At 50.4% G+C, this 14,691-nt stretch carries 8 protein-coding genes and 3 tRNA genes; 1 reads left to right on the top strand and 10 read right to left on the bottom strand.

All coding sequences use genetic code 11. The features are described 5' to 3' along the window. Positions 1-130: 130 nt before the first annotated feature. On the bottom strand, positions 131-670 hold the full coding sequence (locus BM412_RS15100; protein ID WP_091219404.1) for a hypothetical protein: 540 nt from the start codon (positions 668-670) through the stop codon (positions 131-133). Positions 671-824: 154 nt separating this feature from the next. Between BM412_RS15100 and BM412_RS15105 the strand changes: the two genes are divergently transcribed. Continuing rightward, complete coding sequence (locus BM412_RS15105; RefSeq protein ID WP_091219407.1) at positions 825-1,520, top strand: helix-turn-helix domain-containing protein; 696 nt, start codon at positions 825-827, stop codon at positions 1,518-1,520. Positions 1,521-1,549: 29 nt separating this feature from the next. Here BM412_RS15105 and BM412_RS15110 read toward each other — a convergent pair whose 3' ends face one another. The 9 genes from BM412_RS15110 to BM412_RS15145 all read right to left on the bottom strand — a co-directional run bounded on the left by BM412_RS15110 (position 1,550) and on the right by BM412_RS15145 (position 14,688). Then, positions 1,550-2,092 (bottom strand): NUDIX hydrolase, encoded by a 543-nt coding sequence (locus tag BM412_RS15110; protein ID WP_256256316.1) that lies wholly within the window; start codon positions 2,090-2,092, stop codon positions 1,550-1,552. A 141-nt stretch (positions 2,093-2,233) separates the two neighbouring features. Further along, positions 2,234-3,904 (bottom strand): S-layer homology domain-containing protein, encoded by a 1,671-nt coding sequence (locus BM412_RS15115; RefSeq protein WP_091219413.1) that lies wholly within the window; start codon positions 3,902-3,904, stop codon positions 2,234-2,236. Positions 3,905-3,979: 75 nt separating this feature from the next. Beyond that, a complete protein-coding gene (locus BM412_RS15120; protein ID WP_177245842.1) occupies positions 3,980-11,122 on the bottom strand; it encodes a LamG-like jellyroll fold domain-containing protein in 7,143 nt (2,380 codons plus the stop codon). 467 nt (positions 11,123-11,589) lie between these two features. Continuing rightward, positions 11,590-11,675, bottom strand: a tRNA-Leu gene (locus tag BM412_RS15125). Positions 11,676-11,693: 18 nt separating this feature from the next. Further along, a tRNA-Ile gene (locus BM412_RS15130) sits at positions 11,694-11,770 on the bottom strand. Positions 11,771-11,791: 21 nt separating this feature from the next. Continuing rightward, a tRNA-Met gene (locus BM412_RS15135) sits at positions 11,792-11,868 on the bottom strand. 81 nt (positions 11,869-11,949) lie between these two features. Continuing rightward, positions 11,950-12,114 carry a hypothetical protein gene (locus tag BM412_RS32145; RefSeq protein ID WP_177245843.1) on the bottom strand — a complete coding sequence of 55 codons (165 nt, stop codon included), beginning with the start codon at positions 12,112-12,114 and terminating at the stop codon, positions 11,950-11,952. Between the two features lie 139 nt (positions 12,115-12,253). Further along, positions 12,254-13,756: an ABC transporter substrate-binding protein gene (locus BM412_RS15140; RefSeq protein WP_256256317.1), complete on the bottom strand. Its 1,503-nt coding sequence runs from the start codon at positions 13,754-13,756 to the stop codon at positions 12,254-12,256. Between the two features lie 44 nt (positions 13,757-13,800). Beyond that, positions 13,801-14,688, bottom strand: coding sequence for an ABC transporter ATP-binding protein (locus BM412_RS15145; protein ID WP_091219422.1), 888 nt, complete (start codon positions 14,686-14,688; stop codon positions 13,801-13,803). Between the last annotated feature and the right edge of the window lie 3 nt (positions 14,689-14,691).

The following is a 14,691-nucleotide window of genomic DNA, read 5'->3' on the forward strand; positions in this document are numbered from 1 at the left end:
CATATATCGTGAAGTGATTAAATAAATTCCTCCAGTAGCCCTAGCACCATAAGGTCCAACGGAACCACACCTCTCTTCACACCGTCAAAAATTATCATGCACCAAATGTGCCCGCTTTATTCACCGCATATTAAAAATGTTGAACTGCCGCACGATTCACCAGTTCGACCTCATGATAAAATTGTTTGTTTTTATTCGATTGAAAGTAAAACCTGTGATCTGTGAAATCCACATAAAAAACAGGAACTTTCGGCTTTCTCGAACGTGAAGCACCATCGCTTGGGGTTGTTGCTTTGGCCTCAGCCGTGCAGATAAAGTCGTATCCGTAACTGCTGGTCTCATGATGAGGCAAATAAAATACAGACCCCTTCTGAGGGACAAAATAAATCGATTCTTTCGTTACCGATAAAAATCCATAACCTGCATCTCCCCATGCCTCAACCGACATGATGGGCGTTTCCTTGTATTCTTTTCGAATTAGCCGCTCACATCTCTGTCTCTTCAGGTTCTCCATGGTGTTATATAGAATAGGCAACACCACGCACCATAAGGGGCTTAGCTTGATGTATAATTGATTTCCCCAGAACAGCCATGTAACCAGTCCAACGATGAAGACCAGTAAAAATATAGAGAGCCTCAAAAAACTTCTGCCAGCAAATCTACTTCTCACTGTTCATAACTCCTTTAATTATTTTTATACCATTTCTCACTAGATACAATAAAATAATAACGAGATTCAAGCGGCCCGTCTGTTGACTTTAAGTCACATTGCCCTTATTCTCATAATGTATATATGGGAAATAATAGGGGGTTAATAGGCAGCAATGGATATATGTCTGGAGTTTGGACAAAGAGTGAAAGAACTCCGAGCCAGAAGCGGCATGTCGCAAGAACAGCTGGCATATCGATCTGGACTAGACCGTACGTATATAAGCGGAGTAGAACGAGGAGAACGAAATATTAGTCTGGTAAATATTCAGAAGATTACCGCCGCACTTCAAGTCACCATGTCCTATATGTTCTCCGGTGAACGATTCTCCTTAACGCCTACATACCTTGCCAAAGACTTCAAAATCCCCTTTAAAGAGCGATTTAAGTACAACCTGGATCCGGAAAAAAAAGTGCTGGCCTTCTCGGTTAGCGGGTTATTCTCAGGTAAACAAGATGTGGATTATTTGACTTCGGTCATTTTAGGCATCTGTTCGGCTTATGGACCCAATGAGCTTGATATATTGGTCGATCATCGGGAGATGAAAGCGTCAGACGGTGAAGCCGTTGTCTATTCACCCGATATCGCAGAACAAGCAACTATCTTCCAACAGGAATTAACCAAGTATAGCAATCGCGTGGTTGCCCTGTGCAATTCGGAGTTTATGGTCCAACAATTAAATCATGTGGCCAAGACGAGCGGCATCTTCGATAAAGCAACGCATCTCTATGATAAAGATAAAGATATGATCGGACGGGCCTTCTCGCTGCTCGACATTCACAGTAACGCACTCATAAAACCGGCTAAATAAAAAACCTCCGTCACAAGTACCTGATTCAATCAGATACCGCGATGGAGGTTTTTATTTGTCATCAACCACTGAGTCGCCTCTTCCAGAATGATTCGATCTCGGAGTAACATGAACCGCGTTGAATAATCGCTGACGGTGCTGTTCATGAACATGATGGCTTGCTTAATATGAACCCACTTCACTTGCATGCCGAGCATGATCTCATTGTCAGTAAGAGATGTAACACCGGGCAGGTCTACCACTTTCGCTATGTAGCTATACGATCGCTGGAAAAACTGATTCCTGTTCTTATGTTCATCGATATACCCCAGCTCATGAAGAATGGATGCCATGCAGCCCGTTTCTTCTCTTATTTCACGCAAAAATGCATCCGCGACGTCCTCTCCCGCTTCTACTCCGCCGCCCGGCAGCTTATAGAGCTTCAGCTTCGTCATATACATCATCGCGACTTGTAAGTGGTCATTAACCAGCACACCTCTGGAAGCGTGCCTGGACACTCGCTGCATAAACTCTGGGTTACCCCCATCGAAGTCACTGTCTGTGATGGTTCGAAGCAGTTGCACTTGTTTCACCTCGCTGTTGTTTGGGGAATTCATACAAGCTTTCATTAAAGTAAATTATATTTCCGGTAGATGGGATATGGCAATACTTAAAAACGACCTGCCGGGGTCATCCCACAGCAGGCCGTTTTGATTTGATTTTCCAACTGAAGTTTACTGCATTTCGAAAACCCGCCAGATGATAACAGCCGCTTCGGCCCTTGTCGTCTGTTTCGCAGGAGCGAAGCGATCTTCGCCTACTCCGTTGACCACGCCCGCTAGGGTCAGCGCTTCGACGGCATCTACCGCATAAGGCGCAATGGTCGCCTGGTCGCTAAAGGAGACTGCCGCGCCGTTATTCGGCAAGCTTATCTCGGCCAGCTGCGCAGCCTTATACAGCATGGCGGCCATTTCTTGTCTGGAAATGTTTTCTTTCACGCCAAAAGTACCGTTTGAATAGCCTTTAACAATTCCGAGCTTCTGCGCGGAACCGATGGCGTCCGTGTACCATTGGCCTGCGATTACGTCTTTGAACGTACTTGCAGCGCCGGGTTCGACGAGTTCCAGGCTCCGCATCAGCATGACGATAAATTCTGCGCGCGTAACTTGATCTCCCGGATTGAAGCTGCCGTCGCCGCTTCCCGTCAAGATGTCTCTGGACAATAAGGCGCGGATGCTATCCACCGCCCACGTTAGGTTCGCAATATCATTGAAGCTAACATTGCGATCGGCCGTTGTGTACTTACTGAAATGCTTGGGTTTGAACACAACCTGTCCGGTTGCCGGATCGTATTTTCCGTTCTCTACGACCGATAGCTTCCCTTTATCATCGATATAGTAGATGACCACATGATCTGGATTTTCGCCCGGCTTCAAGGCGTATTTCAACTTAACGGTTACCGCCTGTTTTTTGAAGGTTTCGATCTTGACTCCATCTACGCTCAAGTTGAAATCGTATACCGAATTATCGCCAATCAGGCTCTTCGCTTCATTCGACAACGTTGAAGTATCGACTTTAATGACAGATAACTCTACTTTACCGGCAGTCGAAGATATTTCACTAAGTTTGTCCGGCGAAATCTCGAGTATAGCTAATCCGGTATCCACTTCGACATTGGCATGTCCTGCGTTTTTGAGAACCGCGGCCGGAAGACTGACGTGAACTTCCTTGGCGGAATCGGTTCCTGCCACTTTAATCGTCACTTTGTTGTTTTTGGCTTCATTAAAAGCCGCAGCCAAATCGTCTTCGTTTACGACAACTTGGGCGATTTGATGATCGTCCAGGACCGCGTTTACGTTCAAGATAGCCGTCTTTGGCGTTGGCGTCGGCGTCGGTGTTGGTATTGGTGTTGGTGTCGACTGAGAAGACGAAATGGTAACCGCAGCGCTTTTATCGACGGAATAATCGGTCGCCGCGAGCTGATTGTTGAGTACTTTGACGGATTGCAGCGTTACACCGGCGCTGCCTGCAGTCGATTTTGCTTTGAAGGTTATCGTTAACAGGTCAAAGCTGCCCTGCGAAGGTGCCGCAGAGCCTTGCTTTGAAAAGCCGATTTTCACCTGATCGCCGCTTGCTTTAACAGCGAGATTTCCCGTCAACGCAGGTGCAGAACTCTTATATTCCAGCTTGCCGGAATCATAGGTCAGTTGTACCTCGTACGCGAACATCTCGGGAATATTTTGACCGCTTATCGTGAAGGTGACTGTCTCATTCTCCGATACCGCAGTGTCACCGGCAGCGATCGCGAAGGCCGTCGGCGCGGCGGCTAGCGCGGATGACGAAATTGAAAATAAGCCTGTTACGATCGAAACGATTAGCATAAAGGTCGTCCATCTGAATTTCAAGCGCGTTCCCTCCTGCTCCAAAGAGTCAACGGGAAGATACGACTGGCGTATCTTCCCGCGCTAAGATGCAATTCTTTAATGTTGAATCAACCTTTTGCTAATGAATGCCAATTCGTATATCCCGATCTCGCCGTCGCCGTTAAGGTCGCCGCGTGAATCCCAGTTCGCGTCCGCCGAGGTTAGCCCATAATGTCCCGCAATAAACCCGAGGTCGCCGATGTCGATTCCCGGCAACCGGTTAATATCGCCGGTCGTCGGCGTAATGCGGAGAGATTGGAACAACGCGACTTTGGAAGTCAAGGCCGTAATCGCATCCGAAATCTCTTGTGCCGAAGCATCCTCATCGATCAAAACGGTCGATGCGACATCGATCGCCACCTGCAGCCAAGCCTTCGTTCCATACGGGTACTGATTGTCCTCAGGTCCTTCCACCGCGCTGTCGTGCAGGGTTTGCGCGCCTTCGATTCCATGTTCTAGCGCCGCTTTTCCAACCACGCTTGTAACCGTCAGGCTCACTTCAGAGGCGATCGCAACGTCGCCATCTCCGTTGCTCAGCTTGGCGGTTGTCACTTCGATTAATCCTGTCCCTGTCGTTTTGGACCTGAACTTGATATCCAACACGCCGATCGGACCGCTAATCGGATGGCCAAGGCTGGCGACGATTAGCCTTACCTCACCTACTTCAGCGTTATTGGAAGTTTCCAGAATACTAGTATCGCCTTGGATCGACGTCGCTTCGACAAAGTCGAACTTGTCTTTGTCATAAGAAATCGTAATGTCCTGCGCAGTAATGTCTTCGGCGTTCTCCAAGCCATATTGGAGAATGAAGTTGTCTCCTTGGTAAACTGAATCCGGACCTGTCAACGCAATCGTTGACACCGGAACGTCTATTGTCACCGATAACTCTCCATACACGCCCGATCCGTCGTTCGCCGTAGCTACGACTTTGACTACTCCCTCAGCAACCGCCGTCAGCAGGCCGTTCCCGTCGATCGTCGCTTTGTTCGTTGCGTTGCCATCCGTGCCGACGACCGTCCAGGAGACGGATTTATCGGTCGCGTTGTCAGGCGTTACGGCTGCGGTCATTTGCGCCGTTTCTCCCAGAGCGTCGATCAACGATGCACCCGTTACAATGATAGCGGTAACCGCTATATCTGCTGGGGTTTCCGCCTCCACCAGATCGGTAATCGCCGCTTGAAGTGCCGTCGCCGCTGCATCAATCTGCGCTTGGGTCGCGGCATTGTTTGTCACAACAGCCTTTGCATTGTCCAAAGCTGTTTCTAGGGCTGCCCAGCTTGCCTCTGTATACTCGGCTTCAACAAGCGCTTCTCCTTCAGCAATTAGCTGTTGCAGAGCGGATATATCCACCGAAACGTTGCCTGGCTTATCGTCCGGATTACCTATGACAGGAACAAAAGCAGTCACGCTTGGTGCTGAGATCGTCATTGGCTCGGTGTAGCCGCAGATGCCCAGATACCCTTCGTTCGGAAGATAATTGTTCTCGTCAATCCAACTTGCGACGATCGTGTCGCCCGCCTTAACGCGGATCCACACGCCATAGTCGGTGTTCACGATACTAATTTTGACGAGCGTGTTTGTATACGCCGGTACAAAGCCTTTGTTGTCCGCCAGGGCCGATCTGCCGTCATCCGACAGAATGCTTGAGCCGGGCTTCCACAGTTCCGGCCAGTGCTGAATCTCAAAGGAACCTTCCTTGAAGATAACGCTGTATTTCGTGCCGCTCCAAGGGTTGTTTAGAAGATCTACGTCGGTTGGAGCCCGCAGGGTAAAGTTGGGGAACGCCCCGGTGTTCATGCCGGACTCAAAGCCCACCACGAACTCTGCGTCGCCGAATTTTCTGCCTGTGTAACCTGCAGTTCCTGCCCCGACGGGGGTCAACTCGGTATCGTTATTCGCCCAGTCGATGGAAGTCCCTCCGGATTGCCAGTTGTCCTTATCTGCGATGACCGAGCCCATATCCACGTATTCGGTCACGCGTCCGAGTTTAATGGAGGATTCAGTCGCCAAGCCGAAATAGCCGGGGGCGGAGACGTTTAAGTTATTTTCATCCCGAACGGAGAACAGCGTTTCGTTTCCGCTCTTGAGCGTCACGGTCACGCCGCCGTAGCCGCTTTCGTTGACGTCATCCCATACTGCGCCGGCCTTCAAGAGCTGGTCGTTAATGTCTACCGTCCACTGTCCCAATTGGAGACCCGAGCCGTTGTAATAACGGGTCAGTGTGGCTGTCGTGCCTTGAATATCGATCTCATACCTATTGGCAGTACGGTTAGCCGCGGTTGCCCGGAGTATGATGTTCAGGTCGAGCGCGTCAAGATCTTCATTCTCGTCCAGTTTCAAATAGAAGTCTTTGTTGCTGTACTTTTCCTGAGTGTAGAACGCGATGGCAGATTGACCGGACTGAGCTGCCAAGGTAAGTCCGGACGTTTCGTCCTTTACAAACGACGATTGGTTGGCTGCCGTCCACTCGGAATCCTCATACAGCATATCGTCCAGCAATGCCACAGGGGAATTGAGCATCGGGTACAGATCGTCGCTGACGGGTCCCTCATCCGGCGTAACGTCGGCACGCACAACCGAGAAGTCGTCTACCAGCGCTCGTGATCCGGATGTTGTTTTTTTGGCATATACCGTGGCTGCTCCAGTCTCATCTGCAGTAAATTTGATCGATACCGATCGCCATGCGGGCCGGTCCAATTCATCATTAAGGGTAGTTGCACCGACGTTCACGCCAATTTCCACCTTTTGCCCTTCGGCGCTGCTGCCGTTGCCCATCCGTGCAAAGCCGCGCAGCACGTATTCCACTCCAGGCTCAAGACCGGTAATTTCCTGCTCGAGTCCGATATTCTGACCGGTCAGCTCCACGGAGTTCTGATCGCGGGCATGAGCATTATCGGCAGATGAGCCGGCTTTGACGATAGATGCGCTTCCTGTGCCTGTCTTTTCCCAATAAGGCATCGAGCCCATGCTCGGGAAGTCCACGCGCGGCCACTCAAAACCGCTGTTGAACAGCAGGTTACGGTTCGCATAAGGCAGGAATTGCGGGCCGCTGCTAACTTCTTCGGCCGTTACCGGAGTGCCCTTCAGACCGGCAGTCCAGGTATCTCCCGGCTGATAGGCGCCCATACCGACCGCACCTGAACCGGATTTCAGGGTAAAGTCTAACGCCGATGGGTTGTTAAAGGTTGCGGTTCCATCGAGGTCGTCATTTGGTCTGCTGTAGTTGTCCAGCACAACCGCGCCGACATTGACGTTGTCCGTACCCACGCCGCGGGAATCCACGATGTTGTTCATAAAGACGTCCATGTACGCGTCGCCTGGCGAGTTCGTGTAAATTTCAGGGTTCGAGTGGCTGGCTGCTCCTTTGTATACCGTATTGTTGACCACGGATATAAACTCGGAGCTGGAGTTAATGAAAACAGCCGCCCATGGCAAATTCCAGAATACATTGCCGTATACCAGGGCGTTTTTGCAGCCCAGATCAAAGTACACGCCATTGGAAAATTCGCTGTGGGAATCATGGATTTTGTTGTGGTGAATTTGGCTGTTGCCAAAATCGTTATAAGCGAAATACATCAGCCCTGCGTCGGTGCTGTGCCAGTTACCGTCATGAATATCGTTGTAAGAGATTTCGCTGGCATAGAAGCTGCCGCCGATCAGAGTGCCGCTGGCGTTATAGATCTGGTTGTGGCTGATCAAGTGGTTGATTCCCGAAATGGTGATCGAGAAGGTAAACAAGGTAGGACCGGTAGTAGCGTCATGCAGCTTGCTATTGACGATTTTGTTGCCCTCGCCCTCGACGGTGACCAATGCACCGGCAGAATAGGCGATCTCGCTGTTGATCAGGGTGTTGTTCTTTCCGCCCACGATGATGCCGCCCCGCTCATTGTCCGGGGACAAGAATTCAGTGACATACTTGGCCGTCATGTTATCGACTACATTGCTCACGCCGTTACGCATGGTCAGGCTGCAGCCGTTCAGGTCGATGCCTTCGATATGGATGTACTTACGGCTGGACAGATCCAAGCCCCATTCACGTGCTTTGTAACGAACATCCAGATCGTTAGGATTCATGCCGTTCGGGAGCTGTAAATACAAGGTTTCGCTATTCTGGTTATAGTACCACTCATATGGCGCGTCCAGAGCGGCCATCGCGTTTTGAATATAGTAATGGAAATCGTTTCCTGATGCGTAGCCAGTTGGTCCCAGCTCGTAGAAATTCATGTTTGCAAGATTAAGCCAGCCGGGCGTGGATGAGACGACTTCCGCGCCGGATAAGTTCCATCCGCGGTTGTCCATACCCACGATGGCCGCACCGTCCCATGTACCGGCGGGTTGGTTCATCTCGGGGTCACGCAGCTTGCCCGTCGGGGTAGACCATCCGCCGGTGCTGCCATTCTCGCCGTCGAATACATAAGTCAGCCAGTTCGGACGATAGTATGCGTCTTCCTTCGCAACGTTCGGATATCGTGAAGGCAGCATGGCTTCGCCGTCCACAAAAATTTGATTGCGATAATTGCCCATCGGCAAGCTAACGTCTACTTTCCAGAGGTTGGCGTCATTTGCGTTATATTGCACTGCGCCCGGGTTTGACGCCGTCTGCCATGGCTCGGTAATCAGGTTCGCGCCGGAGATAACCACGTTCTCGCCATCTACAGTTTTATAAGTAATAGGGTGATCAGCCGTGCCATTGTACTTCGGACGTACGGATTCCTCATACACGCCCTCATGAATGATTACGGTTTCGCCGGGCAGAAGAACATCGGCTGCCTTCTGAATCGTAAGGAAAGGTTCAGCCTCGGTGCCGGGGTTGCTATCGCTGCCGGTTTTCGCCACATAATAGGTTTTGTCGCCTACTTGATCGGTGTCGGCCGGATCTGTCTGCTGGCCGGTGCCCTCTGTATTAGGCGCTCTGTTATATAGAGCTCCATGCGTGGTGTCGTCGAGAACGGATGTGAAAACAGACAGTTCATCCAACAGACCGGTATACGCGCTTTCATTATAGCCGCCGCCGCCGAACCATTTGTAGGCTTGCAGATTAACAGGGAAAGTGGACGTGTAGGTCTTTTCGCCGATCAAACTGCCGTCCACATACAGAGCGACTGTTTTCGCCGTCGCGCTGAAGGAGAACGACAAGTAGTGCCAGTCGCCATCAGCCAAATTCCCCGCCGGCGCTGAAAAGCTGCTATCCCAAGCGGAGCCATCCGATCCGTAAGATAGGAAACTTATCTTGGTGTCGGTGTAATTGTTTTCACTGGTGCCCCAACCGATACTCCACCAGACTTCTCCATTATGTAATCCCCAACTGCCATCGGAGCCGCCATAAGGTGGAGCCATTAAAGAACTGGATGTTCCGGGGCTGGGAGCCGAAGGCTTTACCCATACGCCCATGGAAAGATCATTCATATTCGCGAACTGAGCACCGTAATCGATCGTGAGCCCACTCGCACCTCTGCTATCCGTGGAGATCGCGGAAGTATCTCCCCGGCCGCTGTGATCGATATCCCACACATAGTTGGTCAATGTGGCCGTCAGACCGTCCGAAAGTGCGCCAGAGGTCGTACCATTACCCTCATTGAAAGGGAAAAGAATCTCGCCTTGGAAGGGATCGCCCGGATTGCCGCCCTCGCTAGTATTAGGCGCTCTGTTAAATAGCGCTTCATGCGCGGTGTCGCCCAGAACGGAAGGGAAAACGGAAAGCTCATCCAGAAGGCCTGTGTACGCGCTTCCATTATAGCCGGCCCCGCCGAACCATTTGTAGGCTTGCAGATTAATAGGGAATGTGGACGTGTAGGTCTTGTTACCGATCTGATTGCCGTCCACATACAGTGCGACTGTTTTCGCCGTCGCGCTGAAGGAGAACGCCACATAGTGCCAGTTGCCGTCGGCCAAATTCCCCGCTGGTGCCGACAGACTGCTCCCCCACTCGGATCCGTCCGATCCGTATGATGTGAAGTTTAGCGTTGTGTCGGCGTAATTGTTTTCACTGGTGCCCCAGCCGATATTCCACCAGATTTCTCCTGCGTTTAACCCCCAATTGCCAGTGGTACCGGCATAAGGCGGGGCCAATAAATAACTGGAAGTTGCGGGAGTGGGAGCTGAGGGCTTCACCCAAACGCCCATCGTAAGATCATTTACATTCGCGAACTCAGTACCGTAGTCGATTGTGAGCCCGTTCTGGCCTGTCTGATCATTGGCAATTGCGGAAGTATCGCCCCGGCCATTGTGATCGATATCCCATACATAGTTGTTCAACGTGGCCGTTAGATCACCCGAAAAGGCGCCGGAGGTTGAACCACTACCCTCATTGAAGGGGAATAGAATCTCGCCTTGAAAAGGATCGCCGGGATCGCCCGGATTGCCGCCAATACTCGTATTAGGCACTCTGTTATATAGCGCTGCATGCGAGGTGTCGTCGAGAACAGATGGGAAAACGGAAAGCTCATCCAGAAGGCCGGTATACGACTTATCCTGGTACCCATTCCCGCCGAACCATTTGTACGCCTGTAGATTGACCGGATATAGAGAGCTATAATCTTTTTCGCCGATCTGATTGCCGTCCACATAGAGAGCAATCTTATTTGCAGTCGTACTTAAGGAGAACGCCAAATAGTGCCAGTTGCCGTCGGCCAGATTCCCTGCCGCCGCTGAAATGCCGCCTTCCCATTCGGAACCATCCGATCCGTAAGATAGTAAGCTAATATTTGTGTCAGCGAAGTTGTTTGCGCTGGTGCCCCAGTTAATACTCCACCAGATTTCTCCATTGCTGAAACCCCAATTGCCTGTGGTGCCGCTATAAGGGGGAGCCATCAAAGAACTGGTTTGTCCGGAATTGGGAGCTGAGGGCTTTACCCAAACGCCCATCGTAAGATCATTTACATTCGAGAACGAGGTGCCGTAATCGATTGTGATCCCGTTTTTGCCTGTTTGGTCATTGGAGATCGCGGGAGTAGCGCCTCGACCGTTTGGATTCCATACATAGTTGTCTAATGTAGCTGTTAGATCGCCCGAAAGGGCACTGGAGGTTGAACCGTTCCCCTCATTGAAGGGGAAAAGGATCTCGCCTTGGAAGGGATCGCTGCCGGTAGTGGTTTCTGCGAAAGCTGTCGCCGGCAGTAGCGTAAGTACCGCCAGCAAAATGCTGAGAACCAAAGATGTCAGACGTGAAGCCAAACGTGATGTCCGTTTATGCTTGTTCATTTTATCATTCCTTCTATGGTATATTTTGCGAAACGATCCATAGCTCATCATAATGGCAAAGGAAACTTCACCTCATCTCCCATTTGTAGCGACAAAAAACATCTGCAACCTCCAAATTCACGTTTCAAGATGCATGCGCTTATTCATCGTCAACTTGTATTTTAGAGTCAGCATGAAAAGGAGAAAATGAACATCTCTACGATTTTTGGACAAATCTTGTTGCAGCTTCCTATTACGCCTCTTTATTTATTACGAAGGGAAGCAAGCTGGCAAAAATAAAACGGCTGCCTTAGCTGGCAGCCGTTTCATATATCGTCGATATTTCTATTCCGAGCCATAAAAAAAAACTCCTCTTCATCACTATTGTGGCATGTGATGAAAAAGAGTATTATCTTTCGCTTAAATATGAGATGCAAACTTCCTATAAAAATGGAAAAAACCTTGATTCATCAAGGTTTCTTGTTGGATGCCGAGGACGGGAATCGAACCCGTACGGTGGTCACCCACCGCAGGATTTTAAGTCCTGTGCGTCTGCCAGTTCCGCCACCCCGGCATGTTCATGATTGTGGAATGGTGGGCCCTGAGGGACTCGAACCCCCGACCAATCGGTTATGAGCCGACCGCTCTAACCAACTGAGCTAAGGGCCCTTACGATAATAATCGAAAGGTTGGTTGCGGGGGCAGGATTTGAACCTGCGGCCTTCGGGTTATGAGCCCGACGAGCTACCGAGCTGCTCCACCCCGCGTTAACACTCATTCACTACAAATCATTCAATGGCGACAAGAAATAATATACTATATGATCCATGAATAAGTCAAGCATATTTTTATGGAAGGAATCGAACGCCGAATCTTCCTTTCCGCGAACGAAATACTTCGATCTCTTGCGGACATTCATATCCGTATACCCACCAGTCGTTTTCCATCCGTCTAACCAGACATCCGGCTTGAAATTTGGTCTCGTACAGACGCCCCCAATACACCCATTTCATGTCACTTACTCCCTTCTTCGCCGTTTCGCTTAGAATGCCCCATTTTCGGAAAAAACAAGCATCGGCTCTGAACGGTCTCAACATAAACAAAAAAACCGCATCGACGCGAATTGCGCCAATGCGGTTCCTTCATGATGATTTAGCCTTTGCCGCCGTAAACATCAATGCCTACGCCGCCTCCGCCTTCAACCGGCTCAAGCGGACCATTCGGATTGTCCTTAATCTTCTGCAGCATGGCATCCCCTTTGGTCTGCCATTCCTTAAGCGCTTCTTCGACGGATTTCTTCTTCTGAATGACCTCCTGGAAGAGCGGCTGCGCAAATTGTTGAACCTGATAGAGGTTCGGCTTCTCGCGGTAAAGCTTCTCAAGATTAATATCCTGAGGTGGAATCGGCTTGAGGGAGTAGAAGGCTTGAATGTTATAGTTCATGCCGTCCTTCGGCTTCAGGAACGATTTACGAGCTACCATCTCATAGGTGCTGCGGGATTTCAGCTTCGCCCATTCCTTGCTGTTGTTAAACTGGATGAAGTCCCAAGCATCTTCGCTGTTTTGTGCATTGGCGCTGATCGCCATCAGATTATTCAAGTAGATATTGCCGCCAATGCCCGGAGCTTCCTCGAAAGTCGGGATCGTGACGACATCCCAATCCGGGGACGGAATCTTAGGGTTCTTAGCGGAATAATCTTTGGCTCTGGCCAGCTCATTCACGTAATCATAGCCGCCGATCATCATCGCAATACGGCCGCTGATGAACAGATCGCCTTGGAACGGATTGAATACAGCTTTCTCATCCCGTGCAATGCCGCCTCCGCCGCCGTTGTTCATATCTTCTTGGGTAGGTACGATTTTCTCTTGGTACAGCGCGGCTACTTCACTCCACACTTTGCGCCATTGCGGCGTATCTACGGTCATCTTCTCTGCTTTATTATCAAACATCTTCAGCTGCAGAGGTGCCGAGTAGGTTTGGGAATCCCAGAACGGGTCTCCGCTCCAACGATTGAACGAGAAGCCGAACTTACGCTCTGCACCTTCGCCCTTGGCTACCTGTTTCGCTTTCGTCAGGATATCCGTCCAAGTCATACCGTCTGTCGGCGGCGTTACGCCCGCATCGGTAAAGAGCTTCTTGTTATAGTAGAGAGCCGATGCATTGAAGGTCGGCGTAAGCGCGTAGATGCTGCCGCCTCCCGCGTCCTTGATTCCGTCAATAACCGTCGGTACGAAATCCTCGATATCGAATTCGCTCTCTTGAATAAGCGGATCCAGCTGTTTAAGCAGATTGTCTTCTACAAGTCGCTTCAGATAGGAAGACTCCAATACCACGACATCAACCGGATTCTTGCCGTTGATCATCTCTTTCAGCTTCTCGTACGGATCCGGCTGCTTCTTGTTCGGATCGGGCTCTTCGAAACGCTGATCGTCATAGTTGATCGCTGCTGCGATTTCGATGTCGATATTCGGATGCGTCAGTTCATAACCATCCGTGAACTGTTGGCGCAGGTAGGGTTCATTATCGGAATTGGAATACATAAAGCCGATTCGCAGTACATGGCGTTCTGCTTCGTTACCGCTGTCTCCCTTGCTGCAAGCTGCAAGACTTGATGCCAGCAGGCCTGCCGTAACCGCCAAAGCTGAAGTCCTCATAATTAGTTTTCCCCGTGAACGTCTTACCTTCTTCTCCATTCGTTCTACCCCTCCAGTGATTTAGGCGGTGATATAATGATGCGCTCACCGTCAAATTCCATTGATGCTTTATCTGTAATTTGTAATGCCGTTAAATAAGATTTCGGAATTTGAAGCCTGCCCACTCGGTCTACGACAACATATTCTTCATGGATGGCTTGATCGCCGCCGAGCGTCGAATGGTTCCCTGTCTGATCGTTATCGTCCAAATTCGGGTTCCGCTTAATAAATTCGGTACTGGTTAATCCGTCCCGAATCGCCACGACGCGATCAACCTTGCCGGCTAACGATAAGTCATGCGTAACGATAACAATCGTAATGCCGATCTCGCGGTTAAGCCTGCGGAAGATATCCATGATGAGATCGGAAGTCCGCGTATCGACGGAGCCTGTCGGCTCATCGGCAAGCAACAGCTTCGGCCGGTTCGACAGCGATATTGCGATCGCAACCCGCTGCTGCTCGCCGCCGGAGAGCTGATGCAGCTTATTGTGCATGCGCTCCTTCAGCCCCACCCACTCCAGCAGCTGCTTCGCGTAAGCGCGATCCAATTTGGAGGATAACATCATTGGCATTTCCACGTTCTCGAGCGCCGTTAAATACGGGAGCAAATTGCGTGCATTGCTCTGCCAGATAAAACCGACGGTATCGCGTTTATAGGAAACGAGCTGCTCATCGGTAATCTTCAGCAAATCCCAAGGCCCTACACTGACTTGGCCGGCGGAAGGGCGGTCAAGACCGCCCAGTATATTGAGCAGCGTCGATTTCCCGCTGCCGCTGTTACCGATAATCGCCATCATTTCTCCTTCACGTACATGAAGGTTCAGCCCTTGCAGTGCAACGACCTCAAGATCATCTGATTTGTAAATTTTAACGAGTCCCTCGCAAGTAATCATGAG

This window comes from Paenibacillus sp. BC26 (assembly GCF_900116125.1).
Classification (GTDB): Bacteria; Bacillota; Bacilli; order Paenibacillales; family Paenibacillaceae; genus Paenibacillus_Z; species Paenibacillus_Z lignilyticus.